The 14,796-nt window shown below is 43.7% G+C and carries 16 protein-coding genes; 9 read left to right on the top strand and 7 right to left on the bottom strand.

Going from position 1 to position 14,796, the window contains the following annotated elements; genetic code table 11:
- Positions 1-12: 12 nt before the first annotated feature.
- A complete protein-coding gene (aroB, locus tag RBB12_RS12750; RefSeq protein ID WP_306014074.1) occupies positions 13-1,068 on the bottom strand; it encodes a 3-dehydroquinate synthase in 1,056 nt (351 codons plus the stop codon).
- A 91-nt stretch (positions 1,069-1,159) separates the two neighbouring features.
- On the opposite strand from aroB, the gene RBB12_RS12745 reads away from it, so the two are divergent.
- A complete protein-coding gene (locus tag RBB12_RS12745) occupies positions 1,160-2,332 on the top strand; it encodes a proline dehydrogenase family protein (RefSeq protein ID WP_306014075.1) in 1,173 nt (390 codons plus the stop codon).
- On the opposite strand, the gene RBB12_RS12740 is transcribed toward RBB12_RS12745, so the two are convergent.
- The 6 genes from RBB12_RS12740 to RBB12_RS12715 form a co-directional block, all read right to left on the bottom strand.
- Entirely contained in the window at positions 2,329-2,703 is a 375-nt protein-coding gene (locus RBB12_RS12740; protein ID WP_306014076.1) for a DUF4258 domain-containing protein, read from the bottom strand. The genes RBB12_RS12745 and RBB12_RS12740 overlap by 4 nt on opposite strands.
- 5 nt (positions 2,704-2,708) lie before the next feature.
- Complete coding sequence (locus RBB12_RS12735; RefSeq protein WP_127141945.1) at positions 2,709-3,908, bottom strand: alanine dehydrogenase; 1,200 nt, start codon at positions 3,906-3,908, stop codon at positions 2,709-2,711.
- Between the two features lie 44 nt (positions 3,909-3,952).
- On the bottom strand, positions 3,953-4,498 hold the full coding sequence (locus tag RBB12_RS12730; RefSeq protein WP_293284800.1) for a hypothetical protein: 546 nt from the start codon (positions 4,496-4,498) through the stop codon (positions 3,953-3,955).
- A 93-nt stretch (positions 4,499-4,591) separates the two neighbouring features.
- The gene (locus RBB12_RS12725) at positions 4,592-4,726 is read right to left on the bottom strand and encodes a hypothetical protein (RefSeq protein WP_257024048.1); all 135 of its coding nucleotides are present in this window, start codon (positions 4,724-4,726) and stop codon (positions 4,592-4,594) included.
- Between the two features lie 175 nt (positions 4,727-4,901).
- Positions 4,902-5,318 carry a tRNA (adenosine(37)-N6)-threonylcarbamoyltransferase complex ATPase subunit type 1 TsaE gene (gene tsaE, locus RBB12_RS12720; RefSeq protein WP_306014077.1) on the bottom strand — a complete coding sequence of 139 codons (417 nt, stop codon included), beginning with the start codon at positions 5,316-5,318 and terminating at the stop codon, positions 4,902-4,904.
- 7 nt (positions 5,319-5,325) lie between these two features.
- On the bottom strand, positions 5,326-6,870 hold the full coding sequence (locus tag RBB12_RS12715; RefSeq protein WP_293284795.1) for a PglZ domain-containing protein: 1,545 nt from the start codon (positions 6,868-6,870) through the stop codon (positions 5,326-5,328).
- A gap of 37 nt (positions 6,871-6,907) precedes the next feature.
- Between RBB12_RS12715 and RBB12_RS12710 the strand changes: the two genes are divergently transcribed.
- The 8 genes from RBB12_RS12710 (at position 6,908) to fabG (ending at position 14,675) form a co-directional block, all read left to right on the top strand.
- Positions 6,908-8,131 (top strand): HD domain-containing protein, encoded by a 1,224-nt coding sequence (locus tag RBB12_RS12710; RefSeq protein ID WP_306014079.1) that lies wholly within the window; start codon positions 6,908-6,910, stop codon positions 8,129-8,131.
- 23 nt (positions 8,132-8,154) lie between these two features.
- Complete coding sequence (gene lpxD, locus RBB12_RS12705; RefSeq protein ID WP_306014080.1) at positions 8,155-9,192, top strand: UDP-3-O-(3-hydroxymyristoyl)glucosamine N-acyltransferase; 1,038 nt, start codon at positions 8,155-8,157, stop codon at positions 9,190-9,192.
- A complete protein-coding gene (locus RBB12_RS12700) occupies positions 9,173-10,585 on the top strand; it encodes a bifunctional UDP-3-O-[3-hydroxymyristoyl] N-acetylglucosamine deacetylase/3-hydroxyacyl-ACP dehydratase (RefSeq protein WP_179385754.1) in 1,413 nt (470 codons plus the stop codon). Before lpxD ends, RBB12_RS12700 begins: the two co-directional genes overlap by 20 nt.
- The gene (gene lpxA, locus RBB12_RS12695; protein ID WP_179385755.1) at positions 10,586-11,371 is read left to right on the top strand and encodes an acyl-ACP--UDP-N-acetylglucosamine O-acyltransferase; all 786 of its coding nucleotides are present in this window, start codon (positions 10,586-10,588) and stop codon (positions 11,369-11,371) included.
- A 4-nt stretch (positions 11,372-11,375) separates the two neighbouring features.
- Positions 11,376-11,942: an elongation factor P gene (gene efp / locus RBB12_RS12690; RefSeq protein WP_179385756.1), complete on the top strand. Its 567-nt coding sequence runs from the start codon at positions 11,376-11,378 to the stop codon at positions 11,940-11,942.
- 5 nt (positions 11,943-11,947) lie between these two features.
- Entirely contained in the window at positions 11,948-12,883 is a 936-nt protein-coding gene (locus RBB12_RS12685; RefSeq protein WP_306014081.1) for a UDP-3-O-(3-hydroxymyristoyl)glucosamine N-acyltransferase, read from the top strand.
- 62 nt (positions 12,884-12,945) lie between these two features.
- A complete protein-coding gene (sucD, locus tag RBB12_RS12680; RefSeq protein WP_179385758.1) occupies positions 12,946-13,818 on the top strand; it encodes a succinate--CoA ligase subunit alpha in 873 nt (290 codons plus the stop codon).
- Between the two features lie 107 nt (positions 13,819-13,925).
- Entirely contained in the window at positions 13,926-14,675 is a 750-nt protein-coding gene (gene fabG / locus RBB12_RS12675) for a 3-oxoacyl-[acyl-carrier-protein] reductase (protein ID WP_179385759.1), read from the top strand.
- Positions 14,676-14,796 lie beyond the last annotated feature (121 nt).

The following is a 14,796-nucleotide window of genomic DNA, read 5'->3' as shown; positions in this document are numbered from 1 at the left end:
TATATAAAAGGGCTATTCCCTGTAGTAAGCAAAAGCTTTTGGGAACAATTCCTCCGGAACCTTAATGTCGGTAACGGCGTCTCCAATCGCTTGCAACAACACGAAATTCACATTGCCATGGGAATTTTTCTTGTCATACTTCAACAAATGAAGAATGGCATCAATATCCTCCGAGGTGAATTCCACACGGTCAAAATGGGCCAAAAAACCATTTTTGATATCGTCCACGTCCAATCGGGAGAGCCCTCGGAGCTCGTGGGACAGGTAGCCTTCCAAAATCATCCCGGCAGCAATGGCCTCACCGTGCAGCAAAGTACGTTTGTTCGGATTGTCCAAACAGTAGGATTCGATGGCGTGCCCAAGGGTATGGCCAAAATTCAGGATTTTGCGCAGACCTTGTTCTGTAGGGTCCTGCAGCACCACTTCATTTTTAATGGCAATGGATTTTTGGATACGGGCAGGGTCGGTAAAGTTGCCATTGTTCGTCAGGTCGTTCCAGTATTCTTTATCCTGAATGAGACCATGCTTCAGCATTTCTGCAAAACCGCTTTTGGTCTGTCGTTCGTCAAGGGTTTGCAGAAACTCCGGAAAGATAAGGACCATTTGTGGCTGGTTAATGACCCCTATCTGGTTTTTTAATGACCCTAGATCCACGCCCGTTTTTCCTCCAATGGAAGCATCGACCATAGAGAGCAGGGTAGTGGGGATATTTACGAAATCGATGCCTCGCTTAAAGGTAGATGCTACAAAACCGCCCATATCCGTAAGCACACCGCCACCTAGGTTGATCAGCAAGCTTTTCCGGTCACCATCCAAATGGGAAAGTTCTTCCCAGAGCTTCAAACACGTGTGGATGTGCTTGTGTTCTTCCCCCGAAGGAATCTCTAAAATGGAATCGATCTCATGCTCGAACATATCCAAAAACAAAGGCTTGCAATGCAGTTTGGTGTTCTCATCCACCAAAAGAAAGATTTTGGAATACTTTTTTTGACCAACATGCTGGTTCAGAGCAGCTTTGGCCAATTCGTTGATGTGTACCTCGTAGGACTGTGATTTAACCGACTCCATAATTTTAATTACACCACTAAATAAAGACTATTTTTATATATACGGTTCTAGTTTGCGTACTTATCTTTGAATCTTTAATGGATGATAATTAATGCGACCAAATTTTGAGAATACTGCAATAGCCTTTGAGCTAAAGTCGGACTCCCAGTTGGAGCGAGCCTATTTCTTATTCAAATTGATTTCCAAGGAACCCCTGGTGCGTATCGGTACTGCGGTGACCAATTTTGCCATAAAGGCCCATTTGCCCGTAGAGGGATTGATCAGGGCCACCGTTTTTGACCATTTCTGCGGAGGGGTCAACGAAAAGGACTGTTTGCCCATTATTGACAATATGTATGGTAACGGGGTGTACTCCATTTTGGATTATTCCGCGGAAGGCAAGTCGGTGGACAATCAGTTTGACTTTGCCATGGAGAAGACTTTGGAGATTCTCGATTTTGTAAAGGAAAAGGATGCCATGCCCTTTGCGGTGTTCAAACCCACCGGTTTTGGTCGTTTTAAGTTATTTGAAAAAGTATCCCGAGGAAGTGAGCTATCGGAAGACGAACAAGCAGAGTGGGGCCGTTTGGTGAACCGTTTTGACAGAGTCTGCCAAAAGGCACACCAACTGGATGTGGCCTTGCTGATTGATGCCGAGGAAAGCTGGATGCAGGATGCCGCGGACAATTTGGTCCTAGACATGATGCGCAAATACAACAAGGAAAAAGCGATTGTTTACAATACCTTTCAAATGTACCGCTGGGACCGTATGGGCTATATTGTGAAGTTGCACGAAATGGCCAAGGAAGAAGGATTTAAGATTGGCGCCAAGGTAGTGCGCGGTGCTTACATGGAGAAAGAAAACGATAGGGCAGAGGAAAAAGGATATGAAAGCCCCATCTGTAAAAACAAACGCCTGACTGATGAAAATTTTGATGCTGCCATTGATTATATGATGGAGCATTTGAAAGATTTTTCCATCTTTTCTGGCACGCATAACGAGAAAAGTACCTTGAAACTGGTGGATTTAATGGAAGAACGGGGCATCGAATCCAACGATGGACGAATTTGGTTCGGACAGTTGTTTGGGATGAGCGACCATATCACCTACAATTTGGCTGCGCAGGGGTACAATGCCGTTAAGTATGTGCCTTACGGACCCGTGAGGGATGTAATGCCCTATTTGATCCGCAGGGCGGAAGAAAATACCTCTGTTGCCGGACAAACCTCCAGGGAACTGGCCCTGATCGAAAAGGAACGGAAACGTAGGAAGTTGGAGGATTAGTCCAAGGCATTTAATTGTTCCACCAATACTTCCTCCTCACAATTTTTGGCGGTAAGTTCCCATTCTTGTCCCTTGTATTCATGAGAAATGTAATATGTTTTACACGGTTCTGATTTGGTGTCGCTCTTTCCAAAATCCACATCTCCATCTTTCAAAAAAAATTGTATAAGGAGCGTATCGCGATAGGCTTCGGGCAAGGTCTCAGAGAAGACGATGGGTTTGGAGCGCATATCCTTGAGTACCCTGCAATTGGGCAAATAGCAAAAATCCAAGCCACCTTCCCCTGTTTTTTTCTTCAGTATAAAAACCAAAAAAATCAATCCAATGGATAGGCCAACCAAGTACCATCCCAATCGTTTCAAAAATGCCATTTCAATTAAAAAATAAGAAAATTAATGTCGTTGTAGTTCAGCCCAAACCAATCGCCTACCGATTTGTTGGTCAAAATACCGTGGTACATATAAAGTCCATTGCGCAATCCTTTGTCAAACCTGAGCGAATGTTCAAGGCCTCCTTCCTCGCCGATTTTCAATAAATAGGGCGTAAAGATGTTACTGATGGAAATAGAGGATGTTCGCGGATAGCGCGATGGGATATTCGGCACGCCGTAATGGACCACACCGTACTTTTCAAAAGTGGGTTTTCTGTGCGTAGTGATCTCCGAGGTTTCAAAGCAACCACCCATATCGATACTTACATCGATGATCACGGAACCTTTTTTCATGTTCTCCACCATGGATTTGGATACCACAATAGGGGAGCGATCCTTTCCACGGGTCGCACCAATGGCCACATCGCAGCGTTTCAGTGATTTTAATAGGTTCTTGGGTTGCACGGTAGAGGTGTACAAGGTCCGGTTCAGATTCGTCTGTAGTTTTCTGAGTTTGCTGATGGAATTGTCGAACACCTTTACATTGGCACCCAATCCCAGGGCCGACCGTGCTGCATATTCGCCCACGGTTCCAGCTCCTATAATGACGACTTCCACCGGCGGAACACCACTAATGTTACCGAACATTAATCCATTCCCTGTTGATGGGTTCGACATCAGTTCGGAAGCAATGAGAATAGAGGAGATGCCCGCAATCTCGCTTAAGGAGCGCACCGCAGGATAATTGCCATCATCGTCGCGGATGTATTCAAAGGCAATGGCCGTGAGCCTTCGTTTGGCCATGACTTCAAAATACTCCTTGTTCTGGGTCTTTATTTGAAGCGCAGAAATTACAATGGTCTGCGGGTTCAGCATATCTATTTCGGAAAGAGTAGGGGGTTCCACCTTTAAAATCAACGGGCAGGAAAACACTTTTTTGGTGTCCCTTGTGATTTCTGCTCCTGCATTGGTGTAATCGATATCGGAAAAATTAGCCCCTTCGCCGGCTCCGGATTCCAACAATACACGGTGACCGTTGGCGGTAATGGCGTTTACGGCATCTGGGGTAAGGCAAACCCGCTTTTCCTGGTATTGGTTTTCCTTGGGAATTCCAATGAATAACTCGCCCTTTTGTTTGATGACCTCCAGGGTTTCTTCTTGGGGAAGCAGTTGTTGTTTGCTAAAAGGAGAGGAAGCTTGGCTCATATACAGTAAATCTATTCAAGATACCTAAAGGTATTCGAGCAAATTTACATTTTTTTTGAAGCAGTCTTTCTGCGCTGTTCCAATTTCTCGCGCTCTTTGCGCAATTCCTCTTTTTCCTTAAGAATTTGAAGCTCGGTATCCATGGCATCCAAATCAATGCCGTGCACGTGTTTGTCCACCAATTTTACCCTAATAAAATATACAATGGGTATGACCACCATGGTCACTGCAATGACGTACAGAATTTCGTTTTCATCGATCCGTTCACTATTAGAATAATTCAGTACAGTGAATAACTGGAAGCTGTACATAGCTATTGGAATCAAAATGGCATGGTACCACCAGTTTTTGGAGGTAACGAACCAAATGACCAATAAGAGTAAGGGCACTACTTTGTTCAAATAGTAATAAAATGCCAAACTAACATCATCGAAACCATTGTGACCGAAGTCTATACCAAGGAATGTCCATGTTTCGGCACCAACGGGTAAATACTTGTATCCATAAAATAAAAGAGGGGATATGGCGATAAATAACGCTACCACACCCTCAATAACAAACTTCTTTCTGATTCTGGCCTTGTCCTTCATTGTTGTAGATAACTAAAAAAAGGACGGATTATTGTAAAAAAAATAATCCCTTCTCGAAAAAAGGGATTATTGCTTCAATTAGGATAAAGTCGACTATAATTTCTTAAGCTGACTTTTTTTAATGCTAGTAGTTTGGTCACTGTCAGCTTTAACAACGCTTGTTGAAACAGCGGTCATTGCCAAAAATGCAACAGCTAGCAATCCAAAAAAAACTTTTTTAGTGTTCATCGTAAAAGAGTTTTTGGTTAATAAATGAATTCATTCACAAAGCAAATGTAGGAAAATATTTCAACTAACCATACCTTTTATCGATAAAATTGGTTTTTTAACGTAAAAAAATGTCATTTCATCGAAATCGGCTTGCTCTGTGCAATAATTTCTTTGAAGATAGACCGATTGTGTTTTAAGAAACATTTAACTCGATTGAACGCGTGCTTTCTTCGATAAAGTGCAAGAATATCCCCACAGCATCTTCGGGCAAAAGGGAGGCGACCTTATGGGGCCATTCTATAAATAGCCAGGCATTGGAATTCAAATAATCCTCGAAGCCCATGTCCAAGGCTTCCATTTCATCCTCAAGGCGATAAAAATCAAAATGATAGGCTAGGGGCACCTCATTTGCATCGCAATATTCATTTACAAGTCCGAACGTAGGGCTGTTGGCAATGTCTACGGCGCCGAGCTCCTTTACCATTGCTTTTACCAAAGTCGTTTTGCCCACACCCATATCGCCATACAGGCACAACACTTTGTTGGGTGCGTTTTGAAGGACCTCTTTGGCTATCTGGTGGATATCATCCAACTGAAATTGTCTCTTCACGCTTTGTTTATTTGGGGTCCAATACTACAAAGGGAACAATCATTTCCTCCAAGGAGACTCCACCATGCTGATAGGTGTTCCTGTAATAACTCACATAGTGGTTGTAATTGTTCGGGTAGGCAAAAAATAGATCGTTCTTGGCAAAAATATAGCTGCTGCTCAAATTGATGTTGGGCAGATGTATTTCCTGCGGATTTTTGGTCGATAGCACATCCTTTTCTTGATAGGTAAGACTTTTCCCGGTCTTATACCTTAGGTTAAGACTGGTTTCGCGATCACCGATCACCTTGGACGGCTGCTTCACATTGATGGTGCCGTGGTCTGTGGTCAAAATCAACTTCATGCCCAAATCCTGCGCTTGTTGAATGATTTCCAACAAAGGTGAGTTTTTGAACCAGCTCAAGGTCAAGGAGCGATAGGCCTTGTCGTTGGAAGCCAGTTCCTTTACCACTTCCATTTCGGTTTTGGAGTGGGATAGCATGTCTACGAAATTATAGACCACTACGGTCAAATCGTTGTCTTTTTGTGCCCTAAAGTTTTGGGCCAATTGTTTCCCTTGCTTCAGGTTGTTGATTTTGTGGTATTCCCATTTAAGGTCGAGCCCCAAGCGTTTGAGCTGCTCTCCCAGAAATTCGGATTCGCGAAGATTTTTGCCACCTTCGTCGGTATCGTTTTTCCACCAATCAGGATATTGTTTTTCCATGTCGGCCGGCATCAGGCCAGAGAAGAGGGCGTTACGGGCATATTGTGTAGCGGTGGGCAAAATACTGAAATAGGCACACTCTTGTTTCTTTTTATAGTGTACCGATAGGGTTTTCTCGAACGCCAGCCACTGGTCGTACCGCAAATTATCAATGACCACCAAAAGTGTTTTGTGGCCTTCCAGTTCGGGCTGGATTTTGCTTCTGAAAAGCGTATGGGACATCACCGGGGCATCACCTTCCTTGAACCAACTTTTATAATTCTTGTCCACAAACTTCCCGAACTGCGAATTGGCCTCCACTTTTTGCGATTCCAATATTTCGAACATCCCCGAATCCTCGATTTGTTCCAGTTCGAGCTCCCAATAGATCAATTTCTTATATAGCTCTACCCATTCTTCTTGGGAATTAATCATGGAAAGGTCCATGGCGATTTTCCGAAATTCCTGCTGATAGTTCGCAGTGGTTTTTTCTGAGACGAGGCGGGAATTGTCCAAACTCTTTTTTAAGGCAAGTAGAATTTGGTTGGGGTTAACTGGCTTAATGAGGTAATCGGCAATTTTAGACCCGATGGCCTCGTCCATAATATATTCCTCTTCGCTTTTGGTGATCATCACCACGGGAATGGAACCATCGTATTTTTTGATTTCGGTCAAGGTTTCCAGGCCAGAAAGCCCTGGCATATTTTCATCCAAAAAAACAATATCAAAAAAGTCTTCCCGAATTTCCTCAAGCGCATCTTGGCCACTTTGGCTGGTGACCACCTTGTACCCTTTGCTCTCCAAAAATAGGATGTGGGGTTTTAAAAGGTCTATCTCATCATCGACCCAAAGAATTGTAATCTTGTTCATATAGTGATTATCTTTGTGGGAATTAAAACGAAAAACTTTGGTAAAAACCAATAAGCTTCATGTTTTCAACGATCCAATTTACGGTTTTATTGGAACTCCCAACGAACTAATTTTTAGTCTCATCTCGCATCCTTACTTCCAACGGTTGAGGCGCATATCCCAAATGGGGCTTTCTTATTTGGTCTACCCCGGAGCCCACCACACCCGGTTTCACCATGCCTTGGGAAGCATGCATTTAATGACGAAGGCCATTCAGGTGTTAAAGGTAAAAAATGTAGAAATCACGGAGGCTGAAGAAAAAGGATTGTTGTGCGCCATCTTGCTTCACGATATCGGCCACGGCCCGTTTTCCCACGCTTTGGAAGGCTTTGTGGCAAAAGAAATAAGTCATGAGCAGATTTCCCTGCGCTTTATGATGGAGCTTAACAGCGAGTTCAACGGTCAGTTGGATATCGCTATATCCATCTTTAAAGGGGATTATCCAAAACCGTTTTTGAACCAATTGGTCTCAAGTCAACTGGACATGGACCGTTTGGATTACCTTAAACGGGATAGCTTTTATTCTGGGGTTACCGAAGGAAATATCAATTCGGAGCGTTTGATTTCCATGCTCAATGTGGTGGATGGCAATTTGGTTTTGGAAGAAAAAGCGATCTATGCCGTAGAAAAGTTTTTGATGGCCCGAAGGTTCATGTATTGGCAGGTATATCTCCACAAAACCGGATTGGTGGCCGAACAATTGCTGGTGCGCATCATGCAACGGGCCAGATGGTTATTGAGCCAAGGGGAGAGTCTGGCAGGTAGTGGCCCGCTATTGTTTTTTTTAAAGAACAATGGTACCTTAAACTTCGATAAGGAAGTGCTGGAAACATTTGCGAAGTTGGATGACATTGATATCCTTGGCGCATTAAAGAGCTGGCAGTCCAACGAAGATTTTGTGCTTTCCAAATTGTGTGGAATGCTACTGGAACGAAGACTTTTGCACGTAAAAGTGAAAAAGCGGCCCATGGCGCAAGAAAAATTGAATGAAAAATTGGATTGGATCATCAAAAAGCATGATCTTTCCGTTGAAGAAGCTTCCAATTTTGTGTTTGAGGGCGAGATTTCCAATAAGGCCTACAGTAGGGATGAGGCAATTCAGATTTTGAAAAAGAACGGAAAAATTTCGGATGTACTTAAGGAGTCGGACCAACTTAGCTTAAAAGCTTTGGCAAAAACGGTTACCAAATATTACAGCTGCTATCCGAAGAAAGCCGTTTAACAAATTTTGTTACTTTTGCACCAATGAAATTTACAGCTACCCAAATTGCCGGAATCTTAGAAGGGGAAGTTGAGGGAAATCCTCAAATCGCTGTCCATAAACTGTCCAAGATTGAAGAAGGCGAAAAGGGCTCTTTGACCTTTTTGGCCAATCCAAAATACACCTCTTACATTTATTCCACCAAAGCCTCCATTACCATTGTGAACAAGGATTTTGTGCCGGAGCAATCCATTTCTACCACCTTGATTAAGGTAGATGACGCCTACAAATCCTTTTCCAAGCTTCTGGAATATTACAATCAAGTAAAGAATAACAAAGTTGGGATTGAAAACCCCTGCTACATTTCCGAGACCGCCACTTACGGTAATGAATTTTACTTAGGTGCTTTTGCTTATTTGGGCGACAATGTAAAAATCGGTGATAATGTAAAAGTCTATCCCAACGCATATATTGGCGACAATGTAAGTATTGGCGATAATGTTGTCGTTTTTGCTGGAGCCAAGATATATTCCGAGACCATTATCGGCAACAATTGCGTGATACATGGCGGAGCCATTATCGGAGCCGATGGTTTTGGATTTACACCGAATGCGAACGGTGAATACAGCAAGGTACCACAAACAGGAAATGTAATCATTGAAGATAATGTAGATGTTGGTGCGGGCACGACTATCGATAGGGCAACTTTGGGCTCCACTATTCTAAGGAAAGGCGTCAAATTGGACAACCAAATCCAGATTGCACACAATGTAGAGATTGGAGAAAACACTGCCATCGCTGCACAGACTGGGGTTGCTGGTTCAACCAAAATCGGCAAAAATTGTTTGATCGGAGGCCAAGTCGGTATCGTAGGACACATCACCATAGGGGACAGGGTCCGTATCCAAGCCCAATCGGGTATCGGAAGAAATGTAAAAGATGATGAAGTGCTGCAGGGTTCTCCAGCCTTGAATTATGGCGACTTCAACAAATCATATGTACACTTTAAGAATTTGCCCAAGCTGGCAAATCAAATCTCTAACATCGAAAAAAGAGTAAAAGGTGAGCAAACCAAGCAATAAACAACGCACCATAGCCAAAAAAGTAACGCTACAAGGTGTAGGACTGCATACAGGCGAAAATGTGACCATGAGCTTCCTTCCCGCTGAGGAAAACCATGGTTTTGCCTTTAAACGAATTGACCTGGAAGGGGAACCCATTATCGAGGCAGATGCCAATTATGTGGTGAATACCCAAAGAGGGACCAATCTGGAAAAAAACGGTGTAAAAATCCATACATCAGAGCATGTGTTGGCAGCACTTGTAGGGCTGGACATAGATAATGTGCTCATTGAATTGGACGCGCCTGAACCGCCCATTATGGATGGTTCTTCCAAATTTTTTGTGGAAGCCTTGGAAGAGGCTGGTATCGTTGAGCAAGAACAGGAACGCGAGGAATATGTGGTGAAGGACGTTATTTCCTATAAGGATGAGACTACTGGGAGCGAAATCACCATCATCCCCGCAGATGAGTACCAAGTGACCACTATGGTCGATTTTGGCACCAAGGTGTTGGGCACACAAAATGCCACTTTGGAAACCATGTCCGATTTTAAAACCGAGATTGCCGATTCCCGCACCTTCAGTTTTTTGCACGAACTGGAAATGTTGTTGGAAAATGGACTTATAAAAGGTGGTGATTTGAATAACGCCATCGTTTATGTGGATAAAGAGATTTCTGAATCCACCATGAAAAAATTGGAGAAGGCCTTTGGAAAGGAAAAGTTGTCGGTAAAGCCCAATGGTATTTTGGATAATTTGACCTTGCACCACCCGAATGAAGCTGCAAGGCATAAACTTTTGGATGTCATTGGGGATTTAGCCTTGGCCGGAACACGTATCCGAGGTAAGGTAATCGCCAATAAGCCCGGACACTTTGTGAACACGCAGTTTGCGAAAAAGCTATCCAAAATCATCAAAATAGAAAAAAGGAACAAGGTTCCCAGCTATGATTTGAATCAAGAACCCTTGATGGATGTGAACGAAATCATGGCCAGATTACCACACCGTCCACCCTTTTTATTGGTGGACAAGATTCTGGAACTGTCGGACACCCACGTAGTGGGCGTGAAAAACGTGACCATGAACGAGCCGTTTTTCGTAGGGCACTTCCCTGGAGCACCGGTAATGCCAGGAGTGCTGCAGGTTGAGGCGATGGCCCAAACAGGCGGAATCTTGGTGCTGAGTACGGTTCCTGACCCTGAAAACTACCTGACCTTCTTCATGAAGATTGACAAGGTGAAATTTAAACAGCAAGTAGTGCCGGGGGATACCTTAATATTTAAGTGCGATTTGATCTCTCCCATCAGGCGAGGTATTTGCCACATGCAGGCGTATGCATATGCCAATGGAAAATTGGTATCTGAAGCTGAGTTGATGGCACAAATCGTAAAAACAAAAAATACAGATTCGTAGATGAACCAACCATTAGCATATGTACACCCAGGGGCCAAAATCGCGAAAAACGTGGTTATTGAGCCCTTTACAACCATACATAATAATGTAACCATAGGGGAAGGCACTTGGATTGGTTCCAATGTCACCATTATGGAAGGAGCGCGTATCGGAAAAAACTGCAGCATCTTCCCAGGAGCTGTTATTTCGGCCATGCCCCAAGACTTAAAATATCAAGGAGAGGATACCACTGTTGTGATTGGGGATAACACCACCATTCGGGAATGTGCCACCATCAATAAAGGTACTTCTGACCGTATGAAAACAGTGATCGGAAACAATTGCTTGATTATGGCCTATTGCCACGTAGCACACGATTGTTTGGTAGGGGATGGCTGTATCTTCAGCAACAACTCCACGTTGGCAGGTCACGTCACTATTGGCCAAAATGTGGTTTTGGCAGGAATGGTGGCCGTACATCAATTTGTATCCATAGGTAACCATGCTTTTGTAACAGGAGGTTCCTTGGTGCGTAAAGATGTACCTCCCTATGTAAAGGCAGCACGGGAGCCGCTATCCTATGTGGGTATCAATTCCATCGGATTGCGAAGAAGAGGTTTTGAATCGGACAAGATTCGCGAAATCCAGAACATTTATAGAATACTGTATCAACAAAACTACAACAATTCCCAGGCGGCATCCATCATTGAAGCGGAGATGGAGGCAACTCCAGAAAGGGATGAAATCCTTCAATTTATAAGGGATTCGCAGCGAGGAATTATGAAAGGTTATTTTAGTTCAAATTAAATTTATGGCAAGTACTTCTGATATAAGAAAAGGGTTGTGCATCCGGTACAACAACGACATCTATAAAATTATAGAGTTTCTTCATGTAAAACCAGGTAAGGGACCTGCTTTTGTCCGTACCAAACTGAAAAGTGTGACCACTGGAAAAGTGGTCGACAATACGTTTTCTGCAGGACATAAAATCGAAGATGTCCGCGTAGAAACTCGTTCGTACCAGTATCTCTACAATGAAGGAGACACCTATCATTTTATGAATACGGACGACTACACCCAAATTGCTTTGCAAAAAGATGCACTTGATGCATCTGACCTTTTGAAGGAAAGCGAAGTGGTGACCATTATTTTCAATGCGGAGGACAATATGCCCCTTTCGGTGGAAATGCCCGCAAGTGTGGTTTTGGAAGTAACGCACACCGAGCCCGGAGTGAAAGGAAATACGGCCACCAACGCGACCAAACCTGCTACTGTGGAGACAGGAGCAACGATCAATGTACCCCTATTTATTAATGAGGGTGACAAGATAAAAATCGATACGGAGAAAGCGGCCTATTTGGAACGTGCCAAAGAATAGATGGAATGAAATTCCCTAAAACGCATACTTTAAAGGAAATTTCGGAAATCATTAAAGCCGATTTTGTAGGGCCTGATGACTTCCCCGTTCTGGGCATGAACGAAATCCATGTGGTCGAGAAGGGCGATATCGTATTTGTGGACCATCCCAAATATTATGATAAAGCGCTTCAATCGAAGGCCACAGTGGTGCTCATCAACAAAGAAGTGGAATGCCCAGAGGGCAAAGCTTTATTGGTATCTGATGACCCTTTTCGGGATTTTAACAAACTGACCAGCCATTTTAAACCCTTTAAAAGTGCAGCTTCATCCATCGCTGAAACAGCCGAAATAGGAGAGGGAACTGTGATTCAACCGAATGTTTTCATTGGTAATCACGTAAAAATTGGCAAGAATTGCGTCATTCACCCCAATGTGACCATTTATGATGGATGTGTACTTGGTGACCATGTCACCATCCATGCAGGAACCGTGCTCGGTGCTGATGCATTCTATTACAAAAACCGCCCCGAAGGTTTTGATAAATTGCTTTCTGGAGGGAACGTGGTTATCGAGGATTATGTGGATATCGGCGCGGGATGCACCATAGACCGAGGAGTTACAGGGTCAACCACCATTGGTAGAGGTTCCAAATTAGATAACCAAATCCAAGTGGGGCACGACACAGTAATAGGCAAAAAATGTTTGATTGCTTCTCACGTAGGTATTGCAGGATGTTGCATTATCGAGGACGAAGTAACTCTTTGGGGGCAAGTAGGTATCACCAGCGGAGCGACTATTGGCAAAAAGGCGGTGATTTTGGCCCAATCCGGTATTTCAAAATCACTCGAAGGAGGTAAAACGTACTTCGGTTACCCGGCCGAGGAAGCACGTGAAAAGTTGAAACAGATTGCATCCATCAAAAGGATACCGGAAATCTTGCAAAAACTCAAAAAGATTTAAAAAATCAATAGATAAAAACTTTAGTAAACCATATTTTTGTATTTCTACATTAAGTTAAATATATGAGCGTCTTAGTAAACAAGGATTCAAAGATAATTGTACAAGGATTTACCGGTAGTGAAGGAACATTCCACGCCGAACAAATGATTGAATACGGAACCAACGTGGTTGGTGGCGTTACCCCTGGAAAAGGAGGTCAAGAACATTTGGGGAAACCAGTTTTCAACACAGTGGAAGAAGCTGTAAAAGAAGTGGGTGCCGACACCACGATTATTTTTGTTCCGCCCGCTTTTGCTGCGGATGCCATTATGGAAGCTGCCGATGCAGGAATCAAAGTAATCATTACCATTACTGAAGGTATTCCTGTTGCCGATATGGTAAAAGCCAACGATTACATCAAGGATATGGATTGCACATTGATCGGTCCAAACTGTCCCGGTGTAATTACTCCTGGAGAAGCAAAGGTAGGCATCATGCCCGGCTTTGTTTTCAAAAAGGGAAAAGTGGGGATCGTTTCAAAATCTGGAACACTGACGTATGAGGCTGCGGACCAAGTGGTTCGTCAAGGTTTGGGAATTACCACGGCCATTGGAATTGGTGGAGACCCCATTATTGGTACTACTACCAAAAAAGCGGTTGAACTATTGATAAACGACCCGGAAACCGAATGTGTGGTGATGATCGGGGAAATTGGAGGTCAATTGGAGGCTGAGGCAGCCAGATGGTATAAGGAAAGTGGTAGCAAAAAGCCCGTTGTAGGCTTTATTGCTGGCGAAACTGCACCTGCAGGACGTACCATGGGTCACGCTGGAGCCATTGTGGGCGGTAGCGATGATACGGCCCAAGCCAAGAAAAAAATCATGCGCGATTGCGGTATCCACGTGGTGGACTCTCCCGCTGAAATCGGCGTAAAAGTGAAAGAAGTGGTTGGGTAACCAACCGTTAAAACCATACTAAATCCCGTTTTATGCGGGATTTTTTTTCGTCTAAACATAAAACAACAACTATATTTGGTTAATAACCATTCAAACACAAGCATCGTATGAAACTTTTGGAAGGGAAAAACGTAATCATAACAGGAGCCAGTAGGGGAATCGGTAAAGGAATTGCCGAAGTATTTGCAAAACATGGTGCCAATGTGGCATTTACCTACAGTTCCAGCGAAGGTCCTGCCTTGGAATTGGAAAAGGAATTGACCGAAATGGGCGTTAAAGCCAAAGCCTATAAAAGTAATGCCGCCAGTTTTGAAGACTCTGAAGCCCTTGTGGCCCAGGTTCTGGAGGATTTTGATGGTAGAATAGATGTATTGATCAACAACGCTGGAATCACCAAAGACAATTTGTTGATGCGTATGGGAGAAGCTGATTTTGACCAAGTTATCGAAATCAACTTAAAGTCTGTGTTTAACATGACCAAAGCGGTACAACGCACCATGTTGAAACAACGCAAGGGCTCCATTATCAATATGAGCAGCGTGGTAGGGGTGAAAGGAAATGCAGGGCAGACCAACTACGCCGCTTCCAAAGCAGGAATGATCGGGTTTACCAAATCCGTAGCCTTGGAGCTGGGATCCAGAAACATTCGCTGCAACGCCATTGCCCCGGGTTTCATTGAAACAGAGATGACCGAGAAATTGGACGAAAAAACGGTTCAAGGTTGGAGGGAAGGCATTCCATTAAAACGTGGTGGAAGCCCCGAGGATGTGGCCAATGCTTGCGTATTCTTGGCATCGGACCTTTCCGACTACGTAACAGGGCAGGTATTGAATGTTGACGGTGGAATGTTAACCTAAATGAATGGAGTTGAGCACGGTATTTCTTATTGTTATAGCAGTAGCTGCCGCGCTTGCGCTTGTCCATTTTCAATATTTTTATAAAAATCCTAGAAAGGGTTCACTGCATATAATATTGGCC

Source organism: Allomuricauda sp. MMSF_3307, assembly GCF_030733585.1.
In the GTDB taxonomy this organism is placed as follows: Bacteria; Bacteroidota; Bacteroidia; order Flavobacteriales; family Flavobacteriaceae; genus Flagellimonas.
This window is presented reverse-complemented; position numbering and strand designations above follow the sequence as displayed.